Annotated in this window: 14 protein-coding genes; 10 read left to right on the forward strand and 4 right to left on the reverse strand. The window is 52.0% G+C overall.

The genetic code is table 11. The features are described from left to right. On the reverse strand, window positions 1-1,291 hold a 1,291-nt coding region (gene ampG, locus JTI85_RS06335), incomplete at its 3' end, for a muropeptide MFS transporter AmpG (RefSeq protein ID WP_255575418.1). A gap of 44 nt (window positions 1,292-1,335) precedes the next feature. After that, window positions 1,336-1,914 (reverse strand): lipoprotein, encoded by a 579-nt coding sequence (locus JTI85_RS06340; protein WP_016152050.1) that lies wholly within the window; start codon window positions 1,912-1,914, stop codon window positions 1,336-1,338. A gap of 305 nt (window positions 1,915-2,219) precedes the next feature. Here JTI85_RS06340 and bolA point away from each other — a divergent pair, with 305 nt between their 5' ends. The 9 genes from bolA to fadM all read left to right on the forward strand — a co-directional run bounded on the left by bolA (window position 2,220) and on the right by fadM (window position 12,640). Then, on the forward strand, window positions 2,220-2,537 hold the full coding sequence (bolA, locus tag JTI85_RS06345) for a transcriptional regulator BolA (protein WP_040232707.1): 318 nt from the start codon (window positions 2,220-2,222) through the stop codon (window positions 2,535-2,537). Window positions 2,538-2,881: 344 nt separating this feature from the next. Further along, entirely contained in the window at window positions 2,882-4,180 is a 1,299-nt protein-coding gene (gene tig / locus JTI85_RS06350) for a trigger factor (RefSeq protein ID WP_003021622.1), read from the forward strand. A 247-nt stretch (window positions 4,181-4,427) separates the two neighbouring features. Continuing rightward, window positions 4,428-5,051 (forward strand): ATP-dependent Clp endopeptidase proteolytic subunit ClpP, encoded by a 624-nt coding sequence (gene clpP, locus JTI85_RS06355; protein WP_003021624.1) that lies wholly within the window; start codon window positions 4,428-4,430, stop codon window positions 5,049-5,051. Between the two features lie 126 nt (window positions 5,052-5,177). Next, window positions 5,178-6,452, forward strand: coding sequence for an ATP-dependent protease ATP-binding subunit ClpX (gene clpX / locus JTI85_RS06360; RefSeq protein WP_040232704.1), 1,275 nt, complete (start codon window positions 5,178-5,180; stop codon window positions 6,450-6,452). Between the two features lie 184 nt (window positions 6,453-6,636). Beyond that, complete coding sequence (gene lon, locus JTI85_RS06365; RefSeq protein WP_003831014.1) at window positions 6,637-8,991, forward strand: endopeptidase La; 2,355 nt, start codon at window positions 6,637-6,639, stop codon at window positions 8,989-8,991. A gap of 190 nt (window positions 8,992-9,181) precedes the next feature. After that, a complete protein-coding gene (gene hupB / locus JTI85_RS06370) occupies window positions 9,182-9,472 on the forward strand; it encodes a nucleoid-associated protein HU-beta (protein ID WP_219352570.1) in 291 nt (96 codons plus the stop codon). Between the two features lie 267 nt (window positions 9,473-9,739). After that, window positions 9,740-11,614 carry a peptidylprolyl isomerase gene (gene ppiD / locus JTI85_RS06375; protein ID WP_219352277.1) on the forward strand — a complete coding sequence of 625 codons (1,875 nt, stop codon included), beginning with the start codon at window positions 9,740-9,742 and terminating at the stop codon, window positions 11,612-11,614. Between the two features lie 146 nt (window positions 11,615-11,760). Further along, window positions 11,761-12,135 carry a helix-hairpin-helix domain-containing protein gene (locus tag JTI85_RS06380; protein WP_219352279.1) on the forward strand — a complete coding sequence of 125 codons (375 nt, stop codon included), beginning with the start codon at window positions 11,761-11,763 and terminating at the stop codon, window positions 12,133-12,135. Window positions 12,136-12,241: 106 nt separating this feature from the next. Continuing rightward, window positions 12,242-12,640: a long-chain acyl-CoA thioesterase FadM gene (gene fadM, locus JTI85_RS06385; RefSeq protein ID WP_003021636.1), complete on the forward strand. Its 399-nt coding sequence runs from the start codon at window positions 12,242-12,244 to the stop codon at window positions 12,638-12,640. Between the two features lie 117 nt (window positions 12,641-12,757). Here fadM and queC read toward each other — a convergent pair whose 3' ends face one another. Continuing rightward, complete coding sequence (gene queC, locus JTI85_RS06390; protein ID WP_219352281.1) at window positions 12,758-13,453, reverse strand: 7-cyano-7-deazaguanine synthase QueC; 696 nt, start codon at window positions 13,451-13,453, stop codon at window positions 12,758-12,760. 65 nt (window positions 13,454-13,518) lie between these two features. Then, complete coding sequence (locus JTI85_RS06395; RefSeq protein WP_219352282.1) at window positions 13,519-15,219, reverse strand: SgrR family transcriptional regulator; 1,701 nt, start codon at window positions 15,217-15,219, stop codon at window positions 13,519-13,521. Between the two features lie 100 nt (window positions 15,220-15,319). Here JTI85_RS06395 and JTI85_RS21295 point away from each other — a divergent pair. Further along, window positions 15,320-15,574: HAD-IIB family hydrolase (locus JTI85_RS21295; protein ID WP_255575453.1), on the forward strand; the 255-nt coding region annotated here is incomplete at its 3' end.

A 15,574-nucleotide genomic window follows, 5' to 3' on the forward strand; every position in this document is an offset into this window, starting at 1 on the left:
TCATCAAAGCCAGATTGTACGCCCCACGGAACTCTGTGCGTGGAATAAAACTCTCATTTTGCCAGCTATGTTCCAGCGTCTGGCGGCACACCAGCAGCAGCAGGAGTCCAGGGATCGCGGCAAACACGGAAAACAGATAAAACGTTGGCCACCCGTGCGCTTCGACAAACCAACCTGCTACCGGGCCAACGTAAACGCGACCGACCGCTGAAAGCGCGGAGAGCAGGGCGAACTGGGTTGCGGAGAACGATTTATTACACAGCGTCATTAATAAGGCGACAAACGCCGCAGTACCCATCCCACCGCACAGGTTTTCAAAGAAGACGGCAGTCGCCATACTGAACATGTGCTTGTCGGTTATTGAAAGCAGCCAGTATCCGGCGTTCGATACGCCCTGCAGAATGCCGAAAATGAGTAACGCGCGAAACAGCGAAAGACGCTGCATCAGGATCCCACCGTATAGCGCACCGACTATTGTCGCCAGCAGCCCCAGCGTTTTATTGACGACGCCGACTTCACCGGCATCAAATCCGACACCGCGGATCAAAAAGGTGGTAGTCAGGCTCATGGCGAAGGCATCACCGAGCTTATACAGCACAATGAGCAGCAGGATAAGCCAGGCGTTGTTACGACCAAAGAAGTCGCGCAGCGGGGCTGCAACCGCCTGCTCCAGCGTTTTGGGCACCGGAATGGCATCAGTCGGTTCGGGTGCTAACAGGGTGGCGATAATGCAGGGAATCAGTAGCGCGGCCATCAGCCAGTACATGCCTTGCCAGCCGAGCCAGCGGTCGGCCATCCACAGGGCCAGCCCACCGGAAACCAGCATCCCTAATCGATATCCCAGCACGCTGATAGCCGCGCCGGTGCCGCGTTCTTCGGCGGGTAACACGTCGGTTTTCCAGGCATCAAAGACGATATCCTGCGATGCCGAGCAAAAAGCGATCACTACTGCGAGTGCGGCCATCCAGCGTAACTGTGTGCCAGGCTCCAGAAAGCCCATCGCGGCGATAGAAATTAACAACAGCACCTGGGTCGCCAGCAGCCAGCCGCGACGTCGACCTAAAAACGGTGGCGTGTAACGGTCCATCAACGGGGACCAGAGGAACTTAAACACGTAGGCCTGGCCGACCAGAGAAAAGAAACCGATGGTTTTAAGATCGATATTCTCGACCGTCATCCATGCCTGGAGCGTACCCGAGGTCAGTGCGAGCGGTAAACCGGAAGCGAACCCCAGTATGAGCAGGATAGCCGAACGTGGTTGCTGAAAAATACGTAAGTAATGACTGGACATGGGCTTCTATAGGCCCGACGAACGCCGGGCCATATGGGCAGAAATTAACGCGCGTTCTGCTTGATGAAATCGTGAACGCTGGTGTCCTGAGACATATCAGCGATGGTGTCGGTCAGCACGCTGTTAACGGCGTCAGCGATATTTTTGTTAGAGGCCTGCAGTGCGCCTTCAACAGAATAGCTTGCGCGGTAGTTTTTGGTCATCTTGTTGCCGTTAGCAGCGGTCGCAATGATGGCGATGTCTGCTTTGGTGGCGATGTTATAGCGCACGCTACCCTGAGACACGTCAGCGTACAGCTGGCTAACAATGATTTGCAGGTTTACAGCGCCGTTTGGTCCAATCATATAACCGCGTGCGGTCATCTGTTTTTCCAGCACTTCTTGTAGCAGGAAGCGCAGATCGCGTGACGCAGTCAGCGTAACCAGTTGGTTGTCGCGGGTGACTTTTGCCAGCGCTTGATCCTGACGCTGGTCGGCACCGTTGATGCTAACGGTCACGCCCATCAGGCTTGGATCCTGCTGCGGCAGAGTAATTTTCGGGGAGACTTCAATAGTGGTCGGCGGCGTTGCGCATCCAGCTAACATGAACAGCGCGACAAACGGGACGAGGATTTTTTTAAACATGCCAGGGCTCTCAGCGAATCTAAATTGTATGGTTGGAGAAATTTCCCGCCATCATAACATCGCCAACGATGAGGGGAAGTAGGTAACGCATGTAAATTCATTGTGTTGTTCGTTTTATGATTTTGTGGAGACCATAAACGGACTTTTTGCAATAAATCGAAGTGAGGATTCAGTGAACCTCATCCGTTTGGCTGAGAAAATCAGACAAGCGCTAATTTTTTGTTGCTAAGGTGTAATGAAAACGGTAAAAGCGGCTAGTATTTAAAGGGATGGGTGACATCTCAGCGTTGTCGGAGGAAAATTTCATGATGATTCGTGAGCAAATAGAAGAAAAATTAAGGGCAGCGTTCCAACCCGTGTTCCTCGAAGTTGTGGATGAAAGCTATCGTCACAATGTCCCGGCTGGTTCTGAAAGCCACTTTAAGGTTGTGCTGGTCAGCGATCGCTTTACAGGTGAACGTTTTCTTAATCGTCATCGGATGATTTACAGCACGTTAACGGCAGAGCTTTCCACAACCGTTCATGCCCTTGCTCTGCATACCTACACCATTAAGGAGTGGGAAGCGTTGCAGGATACGATTTTTGCATCGCCTCCGTGTCGTGGGGCGGGAAGCATCGCGTAAAAACGGATTTGCAACAACCGACGTTTTTCCAGTATGTTGCTACAGATTATGTGAAAACGGCCTGCGGGCCGTTTTGTTTTGTCTGAATTCTGAGTAGGTCGTCCAGTATTCAGACAAAAATTAGCCGGGAATTGTGAAAAAAGCCGCAGCAACGCGCAATAACCGTTCTCGACTCATAAAAGTGATGCCGCTATAATGCGCGTCTTATTTTTCGGAATGTCTTCGGGATGATTCTGACGACAGGGAATGTGATTGATTATGAGAACATCCCAGTTCCGCGAAGCCAACAACCTGTGCTTGCGGAGAAGAGTTGACCGAGCACTGTGATTTTTTGAGGTAACAAGATGCAAGTTTCAGTTGAAACCACTCAAGGCCTTGGCCGCCGTGTAACGATTACTATCGCTGCTGACAGCATCGAGACCGCTGTGAAAAGCGAGCTGGTCAACGTAGCGAAGAAAGTGCGTATTGACGGTTTCCGCAAAGGAAAAGTACCGATGAATGTTGTTGCTCAGCGTTATGGCGCGTCTGTTCGCCAGGACGTTCTGGGTGACCTGATGAGCCGCAACTTCGTTGACGCGATCATCAAAGAAAAAATCAATCCGGCTGGCGCACCGAACTACGTTCCGGGTGAATACAAGCTGGGTGAAGATTTTACTTACGCGGTAGAGTTCGAAGTTTACCCGGAAGTTGAGCTGACTGGCCTGGAAGCAATCGAAGTTGAAAAACCGGTTGTTGAAGTTACTGACGCTGACGTTGACGTGATGCTGGACACCCTGCGTAAGCAGCAGGCAACCTGGAAAGACAAAGACGGCGCTGCTGACGCAGAAGACCGTGTAACCATCGACTTCACCGGCTCTGTAGACGGCGAAGAGTTCGAAGGCGGCAAAGCGTCTGACTTCGTACTGGCGATGGGCCAGGGTCGTATGATCCCAGGCTTTGAAGAAGGCGTTAAAGGCCACAAAGCTGGCGAAGAGTTCACTATCGACGTGACTTTCCCGGAAGAGTACCACGCTGAAAACCTGAAAGGTAAAGCCGCTAAGTTCGTTATCAACCTGAAGAAAGTTGAAGAACGCGAACTGCCGGAACTGACTGAAGAATTCATCAAACGTTTCGGCGTTGAAGATGGTTCCGTAGCAGGTCTGCGCGCTGAAGTACGCAAAAACATGGAACGCGAGCTGAAAGGCGCAGTGCGTAACCGCGTTAAGTCTCAGGCGATCGAAGGTCTGGTAAAAGCTAACGACATCGACGTTCCGGCTGCGCTGATCGACAGCGAAATCGACGTTCTGCGTCGTCAGGCTGCACAGCGTTTCGGCGGCAACGAGAAACAAGCTCTGGAACTGCCGCGTGAACTGTTCGAAGAACAGGCTAAGCGTCGCGTAGTTGTTGGTCTGCTGCTGGGCGAAGTGATTCGCACCAATGAACTGAAAGCTGACGAAGATCGCGTTAAAGGCCTGATCGAAGAGATGGCTTCTGCTTACGAAGATCCGAAAGAAGTGGTTGAGTTCTACAGCAAAAATAAAGAGCTGATGGACAACATGCGTAACGTCGCTCTGGAAGAGCAGGCTGTTGAAGCCGTTCTGGCGAAAGCGAAAGTGACTGAAAAAGCCACTTCCTTCAACGAACTGATGAACCAGCAGGCGTAATTCGTCGCTTTTTTAGCACGAATTTCATACGCAAGCCCGTCACCTTTTGGTGGCGGGTTTTTTTTTGTCACGCATTTTGCATGGGAAGAGTGCGAAAACAGCGTTTCAGTGTTAGCGTTACAACAAAAGATTGTTATGCTTGAATTATGGCGATGTCGTACCCATTACTGAGGGACTAGCTGATAATCCGTCCATAAGGTTACAATCAGCACAGCAGGTTTTTTCAAATTTTATCCAGGAGACGGAAATGTCATACAGCGGCGAACGAGATAACTTTGCACCCCATATGGCGCTGGTGCCGATGGTCATTGAACAGACCTCACGTGGTGAGCGCTCATTTGATATCTATTCTCGTCTACTTAAGGAACGCGTCATTTTTCTGACCGGCCAGGTCGAAGACCATATGGCTAACCTGATCGTGGCGCAGATGCTGTTCCTGGAAGCAGAAAACCCGGAAAAAGATATCTACCTGTATATTAACTCCCCTGGTGGGGTGATCACTGCCGGGATGTCTATCTATGACACCATGCAGTTTATTAAGCCAGACGTCAGCACCATTTGTATGGGCCAGGCGGCCTCAATGGGCGCGTTCCTGCTGACCGCCGGGGCGAAAGGTAAACGTTTTTGCCTGCCTAACTCTCGCGTCATGATCCACCAGCCTCTGGGCGGTTACCAGGGTCAGGCAACGGATATTGAAATTCATGCCCGTGAAATCCTGAAGGTAAAAGGGCGCATGAACGAACTTATGGCGCATCATACGGGTCAATCTCTTGAGCAGATTGAACGTGATACCGAGCGCGATCGCTTCCTCTCCGCTTCTGAAGCGGTGGAGTACGGTCTGGTCGACTCGATTTTGACCCATCGTAATTAATGCCCAGCGCGCAGGTGTGCCGCTATAATTACCTGGAGCGGCACAACGCTGACTAGCGTCTTGCGCCTGAGAATGGCATTTGCGTCGTCGTGTGCGGCACAAAGAACAAAGAAGAGGTTTTGACCCATGACAGATAAACGCAAAGATGGCTCGGGCAAATTGTTGTACTGCTCTTTTTGCGGCAAAAGCCAGCATGAAGTGCGTAAGCTGATTGCCGGACCATCCGTGTATATCTGCGACGAATGTGTTGATTTATGTAACGACATCATTCGCGAAGAGATTAAGGAAGTAGCACCGCACCGTGAACGCAGTGCGCTGCCGACGCCACATGAAATTCGCAACCACCTGGACGATTATGTTATTGGCCAGGAACAGGCGAAGAAAGTGCTGGCGGTCGCGGTATACAACCATTACAAACGTCTGCGCAACGGCGACACCAGCAATGGCGTCGAGTTGGGCAAAAGTAACATCCTGCTGATTGGCCCGACGGGTTCCGGTAAAACGCTGCTGGCTGAAACGCTGGCGCGCCTGCTGGACGTTCCGTTCACAATGGCCGATGCCACCACGCTGACCGAAGCCGGTTATGTGGGTGAAGATGTTGAAAATATTATTCAGAAGCTGCTGCAGAAGTGCGATTACGACGTGCAGAAAGCACAGCGTGGGATCGTCTATATCGATGAAATCGACAAGATTTCGCGTAAATCAGACAATCCGTCCATTACCCGTGACGTTTCTGGCGAAGGCGTACAGCAGGCGCTGTTGAAACTGATCGAAGGTACGGTTGCCGCCGTTCCGCCACAGGGTGGACGCAAACATCCTCAGCAGGAATTCCTGCAGGTTGATACCTCCAAGATCCTGTTTATCTGCGGTGGTGCATTTGCCGGTCTGGATAAGGTGATTGCTAACCGTGTTGAAACCGGCTCCGGCATTGGTTTTGGCGCAACGGTAAAAGCACAGTCTGATAAAGCCAGCGAAGGTGAACTGCTGTCGCAGGTAGAACCGGAAGATCTGATTAAATTTGGTCTGATCCCTGAGTTCATCGGTCGTCTGCCGGTTGTGGCAACCCTGAGCGAACTGAGCGAAGAAGCGCTTATTCAGATCCTGAAAGAGCCGAAAAATGCCCTGACCAAGCAGTACCAGGCGTTGTTCAATCTTGAAGGTGTTGATCTGGAATTCCGCGAGGAAGCGCTGGATGCTATCGCCAGGAAAGCGATGATTCGTAAAACCGGTGCGCGTGGTCTGCGTTCTATCGTCGAAGCCGCGTTACTCGACACCATGTACGATCTTCCTTCTATGGAAGACGTTGAAAAAGTGGTGATCGACGAGTCGGTGATTGGCGGACAGAGCAAGCCGTTGCTGATTTACGGTAAGCCGGAAGCACAGCAGGCATCTGGCGAATAATTCATCAATTCATACAGGCGTTTAACCAAAAAGGGGGGATTTTATCTCCCCTTTTATTTTTCCGTAAACATGGCGTTGAATGTGTGGGAATCATCCCCATATACTGACATACATGTTAAAGGTGGTGTGAAGCACAGTCGTACCACCTGATTACCTGGCGGAAACTAAACTAAGAGAGAGCTCTATGAATCCTGAGCGTTCTGAACGCATTGAAATCCCCGTATTGCCGTTGCGCGATGTGGTGGTTTATCCGCACATGGTCATACCCTTATTTGTAGGGCGGGAAAAATCTATCCGTTGTCTTGAAGCGGCTATGGACCATGATAAAAAAATCATGCTGGTCGCGCAGAAAGAAGCGTCAACGGATGAGCCGGGTGTAAACGATCTTTTCACCGTCGGGACCGTGGCCTCTATTTTGCAGATGCTGAAACTGCCTGACGGCACCGTAAAAGTGCTGGTCGAGGGGTTACAGCGCGCGCGTATTTCTGCGTTGTCAGACAACGGCGAGCATTTCTCTGCGAAAGCGGAGTACCTTGATTCGCCTGCTATTGATGAGCGTGAACAGGAAGTGCTGGTACGTACAGCTATCAGCCAGTTCGAAGGCTATATCAAGCTAAACAAAAAAATCCCACCAGAAGTGCTGACGTCGCTTAACAGCATTGACGATCCTGCACGTCTGGCGGACACCATCGCAGCGCACATGCCGCTGAAGCTGGCTGACAAACAGTCCGTGCTGGAGATGTCCGACGTGAATGAACGTCTGGAATATCTGATGGCGATGATGGAGTCAGAAATCGATCTGCTGCAGGTTGAGAAACGCATTCGCAACCGCGTGAAAAAGCAGATGGAAAAATCCCAGCGTGAGTACTATCTGAACGAGCAGATGAAAGCTATTCAGAAAGAGCTCGGCGAGATGGACGATGCGCCGGACGAAAACGAAGCACTGAAGCGTAAGATCGACGCGGCGAAAATGCCGAAAGAGGCAAAAGAGAAAGCGGAAGCGGAACTGCAGAAGCTGAAAATGATGTCTCCGATGTCGGCAGAAGCGACGGTCGTGCGTGGCTACATCGACTGGATGGTACAGGTGCCGTGGAATGCGCGTAGCAAGGTCAAAAAAGACCTGCGTCAGGCGCAGGAAATCCTCGATACCGACCATTACGGTCTGGAACGCGTCAAAGACCGTATCCTTGAGTATCTCGCGGTCCAAAGCCGTGTGAACAAAATCAAGGGGCCGATCCTGTGTCTGGTTGGGCCGCCGGGGGTAGGTAAAACCTCTCTGGGTCAGTCCATCGCCAAGGCGACAGGGCGTAAATACATCCGTATGGCGCTTGGCGGCGTGCGTGATGAGGCTGAAATTCGTGGTCACCGCCGGACCTATATTGGTTCGATGCCGGGCAAACTGATCCAGAAAATGGCCAAAGTGGGCGTTAAAAACCCGCTGTTCCTGCTTGATGAGATCGACAAAATGTCTTCTGACATGCGTGGCGATCCGGCTTCCGCACTGCTTGAGGTGCTGGATCCAGAGCAGAACGTGGCGTTCAGCGATCACTACCTGGAAGTGGACTACGATCTCAGCGACGTGATGTTTGTTGCGACGTCGAACTCCATGAACATTCCGGCACCGTTGCTGGATCGTATGGAAGTGATTCGTCTGTCTGGTTATACCGAAGACGAGAAGCTGAACATTGCGAAACGTCACCTGTTGCCAAAACAGATTGAGCGTAACGCGCTGAAAAAAGGTGAGCTGACGGTCGACGATAGCGCCATTGTAGGCATTATTCGTTACTACACCCGTGAAGCGGGCGTGCGTAGTCTGGAGCGCGAAATCTCCAAACTGTGCCGCAAAGCAGTTAAGCAATTGTTGCTCGATAAATCACTGAAACACATCGAGATCAATGGCGATAACCTGCACGACTACCTGGGCGTACAGCGCTTTGACTATGGCCGTGCGGATAACGAAAACCGCGTGGGTCAGGTGACTGGTCTGGCGTGGACGGAAGTGGGCGGCGATCTGCTGACCATTGAAACCGCCTGTGTTCCAGGTAAAGGCAAGCTGACTTACACCGGATCGCTCGGCGAAGTGATGCAGGAATCCATTCAGGCAGCGCTGACCGTGGTGCGTGCGCGTGCGGAAAAACTGGGTATTAATCCGGACTTTTACGAAAAACGCGACATCCACGTTCACGTACCTGAAGGCGCGACGCCAAAAGATGGTCCAAGTGCGGGTATTGCCATGTGCACCGCGCTGGTCTCATGTCTGACCGGTAACCCGGTTCGTGCCGATGTGGCGATGACTGGCGAGATCACCCTGCGTGGTCAGGTTCTGCCTATTGGTGGTTTGAAAGAGAAACTGCTGGCGGCGCACCGCGGCGGCATTAAAACGGTCTTAATTCCAGACGAAAACAAACGTGACCTGGAAGAGATTCCGGACAACGTCATTGCCGATCTTAATATTCACCCGGTGAAACGTATTGAGGAAGTTCTGACTCTTGCGTTGCAAAATGAACCCTCTGGAATGCAGGTTGTGACGGCAAAATAGTGACCTCGCGCAAAGAGCATTAATAAAAACAGGGCTGGCAGGCCATTTCGGGCTTGCCAGCCTTTTTTTGTATAGCTAATTTAGATAACGGATTGGGCTTGCCATCATTATCGGGTGTTGTAAGGGCATGGCAGGCCTGATATAACTGCTGCGCGGTCGCACTTTGAAGGATTCTGGTGCGATATATATTATAAAGAGGAAGAGAAGAGTGAATAAATCTCAACTGATCGACAAAATTGCTGCAGGGGCTGATATCTCTAAAGCTGCGGCTGGACGTGCGTTAGATGCAATTATTGCTTCTGTTACCGAATCCCTGAAAGAAGGTGATGACGTAGCACTGGTAGGTTTTGGTACTTTTGCCGTTAAAGAGCGTGCTGCCCGTACTGGTCGCAACCCGCAAACAGGTAAAGAGATCACCATCGCCGCGGCTAAAGTACCGGGATTCCGTGCAGGTAAAGCACTGAAAGACGCGGTAAACTAAGTGATTTCCCCTTTGGGGATGTGACTAAGTACAAGGGCGCATCAACCGATGTGCCTTTTTTATTTCTGATTCCGGTACTTTCTATGCGTTGTGGGCTGACAATTGCCCCTGTTTCTTGTCACAATAGGCCTTTGTGCGCAGCGTTCAGGAAACGCTATGCTGCGTGAAGCATATATACTCAAAATCCTTGCCGCCGTTGTTGTGTCAACGCGCAGACGGCCTGAAGGATAACGCGTATAGTCATCTACAGCGGAGTGTGGTTACACCATGATGGACAGCTTACGCACGGCTGCTAACAGTCTCGTGCTCAAGATTATTTTCGGTATCATTATCGTGTCGTTCATTTTGACCGGCGTGAGTGGTTACCTGATTGGCGGGGGCAATAACTACGCCGCTAAAGTGAATGGCCAGGAGATCAGCCGCGGGCAGTTCGAGAATGCGTTCAACAGCGAACGTAACCGCATGCAGCAACAGCTGGGCGATCAATATTCTGAGCTGGCGGCGAACGAAGGTTATATGAAAACGCTGCGTCAGCAGGTGCTGAATCGTCTTGTGGACGAAGCGCTGCTGGATCAGTACTCCCGTGAGCTTAAGCTCAACATTAGCGACGATCAGATTAAGCAGGCTATTTTCGCCACACCTGCTTTCCAGGTTGACGGCAAATTTGATAACAACCGCTACAACGCAATTGTTAATCAGATGGGCATGACCGCCGATCAGTACGCTCAGGCATTGCGTAACCAGCTCACCACGCAACAGTTGATCAACGGCGTTGCCGGGACCGACTTTATGCTGAAAGGCGAAACGGACGAACTGGCGGCGCTGGTCGCACAGCAGCGGATCGTGCGCGAGGCGACGATTGACGTTAACGCACTGGCCGCGAAGCAATCTGTTACCGAGCAGGAAGTTGCCAGCTACTACGAGCAGAATAAAAACAACTTTATGACGCCGGAACAGTTCCGTGTGAGCTATATCAAGCTGGACGCTGCAGCAATGCAGGAAACCGCCAGCGATGCTGATATTCAGTCTTATTATGACCAGCATCAGGATCAGTTCACTCAGCCGCAGCGTAACCGCTATAGCATCATTCAGACCAAAACTGAAGATGAAGCCAAAGCGGTACTGGACGAGCTGAATAAAGGCGGTGACTTTGCTGCGCTGGCGAAAGAAAAATCTGCTGATATCATCTCTGCCCGTAACGGCGGTGATATGGGTTGGCTGGAAGATTCCACCACCCCGGATGAGCTGAAAAATGCCGGTCTGAAAGAAAAAGGCCAACTGTCTGGCGTAATTAAGTCTTCCGTTGGTTTCCTCGTGGCGCGTCTTGATGACGTACAGCCTGCACAGGTTAAACCGCTGAGCGAAGCTCGCGACGACATTGCGGCGAAAGTGAAGCAGGAAAAAGCGCTGGATGCCTACTATGCGCTGCAGCAGAAAGTCAGCGATGCGGCCAGCAACGATAACGAATCTCTGGCGGGTGCAGAGCAGGCAGCAGGTATGAAAGCGGTTGAAACGGGCTGGTTTAGCCGTGACAGCCTGCCGGAAGAACTGAATTTCAAACCAGTCGCTGACATCATTTTCAATGGTGGTCTGGTTGGCGAGAACGGAACGCCTGGCAGTAACTCCGATATCATCACCGTGGATGGCGATCGCGCGTTCGTGCTGCGTATTAGCGAACACAAAGCAGAAGCCGTGAAGCCACTGGCTGAAGTGAAAGAGCAGGTAACTGCGCTCGTTAAGCACAATAAAGCAGAGCAGCAGGCGAAGCTTGATGCCGATAAACTGCTGGCGGATCTGAAAGCCGGTAAAGGCGATGAAGCGCTGAAAGCGGCGGGTCTGAGCTTTGGCGAGGCGAAAACGCTGAGCCGTACGGGTCAGGATCCGTTGAGTCAGGCTGCCTTTGGTCTGAGCCTGCCGACGAAAGACAAGCCGAGCTACGGTGTTGCGAACGATATGCAGGGTAACGTTGTACTGTTGGCGCTGGACGAGGTGAAAGCCGGTTCTATGCCTGAAGCGCAGAAGAAAGCGATGGTTCAGGGGATCACTCAGAACAACGCGCAGATTGTCTTCGAAGCGCTGATGAGCAACCTGCGTAAAGCGGCAAAAATTAAAGTCGGTGATGCGCTGGAACAGCAGCAATAACCGAGGCAGTTCGCAAAAAATTGCAAAAAGTTGTATCTACCAAAGGCCGCTTTCGCGGCCTTTTCCATTTCTGATATTTGCCGTTTGTCTGCTGTACTGCACCTCGCTATCGTGATTCCACTGTTAACAAACAAGGAGAAAACAGTATGAAACATGGAATCAAAGCCCTGCTTATCACCCTTTCATTGACCTGTGCCGGCATGGCTCAAAGCGCACTGGCCGCAGAGTCTGTCGCTAAAAGTCAGGCGGTACAAACTAAAGCGGAAAACTCAGGGGCGGCACAAAGCAAAGCCACACTGCCCGCTAAAGCAAGCGACGATGAAGGCACCAGGGTAAGCATCAACAGCGCTTCCGCGGAGGATTTAGCGCGAGTCATGAATGGCGTAGGTCTGAAGAAAGCGCAGGCGATTGTGAGCTATCGTGAGGAGTACGGACCGTTTAAAACGGTGGAGGACTTAAAGCAGGTACCGGGTATGGGCAGTTCACTGGTGGAGCGTAACCTGGCAGTTTTAACACTTTAATAACTTGCACAGCGCTGAAAATTTGCCAGACTGTAGAGGTCATACCAGTTATGACCTCTTTACCCTAAAGTCTGTTCCTATAAAAACAACGTAAGGCCCCTGCGCTATGCAAACACAAATCAAAGTTCGTGGTTTTCATCTTGATGTCTATCAGCACGTTAACAATGCCCGCTATCTGGAGTTTCTGGAAGAAGCCCGCTGGGATGGTCTGGAAAACAGCGACAGCTTTCAATGGATGACCGCACACAACATCGCTTTTGTGGTCGTGAATATAAATATTAACTACCGCCGTCCAGCGGTGCTAAGCGACCTGCTGACCATCACCAGTCAGGTGCAACAGCTAAATGGCAAAAGTGGGGTGTTAAACCAGACAATTACCCTGGAGCCGGAAGGGCAGGTGGTGGCTGACGCGTTGATTACCTTCGTCTGTATTGATTTGAAAACGCAAAAAGCGCTGCCGCTGGAAGGGGAGTTACGCGAAAAACTGGAGCAGATGGTGCAGTAGCTCAACGTTGCCTGATGGCGCTTCGCTTATCAGGCCTACGGGCGACATTGCGTACGATGAACGCTGTCGGTAGGCCGGATAAGGCGTTTACGCCGCCATCCGGCACTATTCGCTCTATTATTTCAGGCCGGTTTTCTGCTTCATTGCCGCCATCACTGCCGGTTTATCCGCCAGATAATGGTTCAGGCCGTTGGCACGCAGATTACACGCCGCACAGTGACCGCAACCGTCACCTTTGATGCCGTTATAGCAGGTTAGTGTTTCTTCGCGTACCAGGTCCAGCTTGCCCCAGTAATCAGCCAGCGCCCAGGTTTCGGCTTTATCGATCCACATCAGTGGGGTTTCAAAGCGAATATCTTTCGCCATCCCCAGGCTTACGGCATGGTTCAGCGCTTTGACGAACTCGTCACGACAGTCCGGATAACCAGAGAAATCGGTCTCGCAAACGCCGGTAATGACCGCCTCTGCCTGCACCTGGTACGCGTAACTTGCTGCCAGCGTTAAGAACAGAATATTGCGTCCTGGCACAAAGGTATTGGGAATGCCGTTCGCATCCGGTTCGTAATCGGGTACCGGAATATTATCGCGGGTCAGGCTGCTGACAGCCAGTTCACTGAGCAGCGTGACATCAAGCACTTTGTGCGCACGGGCGCCGAGTTTTAAGGCCAGGTCACGTGCGACATCAATCTCAGCGCGATGGCGCTGACCATAATCAAAGGTCACGCAGTGCACTTCATCATACTGATGCAGCGCTTGCGCCAGACAAGTCGTGGAGTCCTGACCTCCACTGAATACAACAACGGCACGTTTCATGGCTTTTCCTGACAAAATAACGAAACCCTTATGGTAGCGCCTGGGCGTGTCGCCGACCAGCTTCTTCACGCTGAAGGGGGCGGTAACCAGGCCTCGGTGAACTCAAACCAGCCACGCGGATTCAAACGTACGCCGTTCACGCCCGGCGGCGCGCTGATGCGATAGTGATAATTGAACAGCGGCGTCAGGGTTGCGTCATGCATCAGCGTGGCGAAAACCTGCTGTAAAGCTGCATGACGATCGTCCTCATCGGCCTGAATTTGCAAGGCATCCAGCGTGGTCTGCAGATGAGTATATGCGGGTGCATTCAGAACGTGTGACCATAGCTGATCGCAACGTAACCACTGTTCGAGGGTATACTCGGGGGCTTCGCCAATCAGCCTGTCGCCCATCATCAGATCGGCCTGGGCTAAAGGATGGTCGCCATCCCAGTTTTTAGCATTATGAAAAATAAGCGTTAATTCACAGCCCAGTTTTGCCAGGGCCTGGCGAAGCTGTTCAGCCATGGCGTGCAGTTCTACCGGCAGGTGGTAAGCCAACGTCAGTTTTTCTGGTAGCGCTACTTCGTTCAGTTCATCCCATTGTGGGATCGTCCATCCTGGCAGCAGGGCATTGCTGGGAGTAATGAGGTTTTCATCCACCTCAAGCGTCTGTAGCAGCGAAGAGCGGTGGATAATATTGACCAGTCGACGGGCCTGTTGCGTATTCAGCCGCGCGCTTTTTCTGAGTGTGAGATAGCAAAAACCAAGGCTGATCCCGCTGCTTACCTGGCTTAGCATTGGTAACTCTTCAGGTTTACCAATCGCAATTTGCACCGGATGGCGACAGCTGGTGCCCAAATCCTGGGAGAAAAGCTGTGGGGTTATCCAGTATTCAATGGCTTTCAATAGCGGATGACTCAGATGGTAGTGATCGTGACTCTCGATACGCACCAGCTCGGGAGTAAACAGCGTCAACCGGAACGGGCCGGTACCCACAAACGGATGGTCTGGATGCGCCAGGTGACTGCTGTAGCTTGCCAGACGGTGCGCCAGCCAGAAGTCGGGACGATGCAGAATAAAGGTCAGACACTGGGGATGCGTTACCTCAATGCGTTTTACGCTGATAAACAGCTTATTCAGCGCAGGTAACTCTAACAGCTTCAGCAACTGTTGATGTAGCTGCGTGCTGCTTACCGCATCGCCGTTATGCCAGTACAGGGTGGAACGAATATAGAAATCCCAGCGCAGACCGTCAGCAGAGATATTCCAGTGGTGGGCTAAATCGCCGCAGGGGCGTTGAGTGGTGCTGTCAAAACGTGTCAGGCCAGAGAATACCTGTCCGGCAAGGTGCTGCTCCGCACGACCGGGGAGAAATCCAGGATGCAAAGGTTCGAGCTGGCGATAATAGGGGATACGCAGGGTTGGCGTATCATTTTGCCATTGCCCGCCCATAAACGGCTGCAGCAGGGTTCTTAATTCCCCGGGGGCCAGTTGAGCCAGTTCCAGTACGCTGAGCTGTTCACCCTTTTGCAGTGCCTGCTCCATCATCGTGTTGCGCAGCGAGTCTGGGGTGACCAAAAAACGTAATGCTCCGCGTTTCCCGCGTCCGGACTGAGCGTGCCACTCCAGCCAGCCCGCATCCTGCGCTTGCCTTAGCAGGGTTCGCACGTGGCGCTCGCTGCAAAAACAGCGTTCAGCCAGTTCCCCGACGGTCACCGACTGCGGTTCTCCGTTCGAAGGCAGCCACAGGCGTTGATACTGGTTCAGGCGATTCAACAATCTCATATAAACCCGGAACAATTCATTTGATCTATTCACTATTACTTCCGTATATCTCAGGTGATACTGAATCACAAGTTAACCGCGTCACAGTGTGGAGAAAGAAATGGCTCGTCTGGCTGCATTTGATATGGATGGCACCCTTTTGATGCCGAATCACCATTTAGGTGACGAAACGCTTTCGACGCTGGCACGTCTGCGTGAACGCGATATCACCCTGACATTTGCCACCGGCCGCCATGTGCTGGAGATGCGCCATATTTTGGGTTCTATCTCGCTGGACGCCTTTTTAATCACCGGTAACGGGACGCGAATTCACTCGCTGGAAGGCGATGTATTGCATCGTCAGGATCTGGATCCG

The organism is Citrobacter sp. Colony219 (assembly GCF_019382635.1).
GTDB lineage: Bacteria > Pseudomonadota > Gammaproteobacteria > Enterobacterales > Enterobacteriaceae > Citrobacter > Citrobacter youngae.

Coding starts and splice junctions, on each gene's coding strand:
- fadM (WP_003021636.1), top strand. CDS start 12,242: ATGCAAACACAAATCAAAGTTCGTGGTTTTCATCTTGATGTCTATCAG.
- JTI85_RS06395 (WP_219352282.1), bottom strand. CDS start 15,219: ATGAGATTGTTGAATCGCCTGAACCAGTATCAACGCCTGTGGCTGCCT.
- ppiD (WP_219352277.1), top strand. CDS start 9,740: ATGATGGACAGCTTACGCACGGCTGCTAACAGTCTCGTGCTCAAGATT.
- tig (WP_003021622.1), top strand. CDS start 2,882: ATGCAAGTTTCAGTTGAAACCACTCAAGGCCTTGGCCGCCGTGTAACG.
- queC (WP_219352281.1), bottom strand. CDS start 13,453: ATGAAACGTGCCGTTGTTGTATTCAGTGGAGGTCAGGACTCCACGACT.
- lon (WP_003831014.1), top strand. CDS start 6,637: ATGAATCCTGAGCGTTCTGAACGCATTGAAATCCCCGTATTGCCGTTG.
- JTI85_RS06380 (WP_219352279.1), top strand. CDS start 11,761: ATGAAACATGGAATCAAAGCCCTGCTTATCACCCTTTCATTGACCTGT.
- bolA (WP_040232707.1), top strand. CDS start 2,220: ATGATGATTCGTGAGCAAATAGAAGAAAAATTAAGGGCAGCGTTCCAA.
- JTI85_RS06340 (WP_016152050.1), bottom strand. CDS start 1,914: ATGTTTAAAAAAATCCTCGTCCCGTTTGTCGCGCTGTTCATGTTAGCT.
- clpX (WP_040232704.1), top strand. CDS start 5,178: ATGACAGATAAACGCAAAGATGGCTCGGGCAAATTGTTGTACTGCTCT.
- clpP (WP_003021624.1), top strand. CDS start 4,428: ATGTCATACAGCGGCGAACGAGATAACTTTGCACCCCATATGGCGCTG.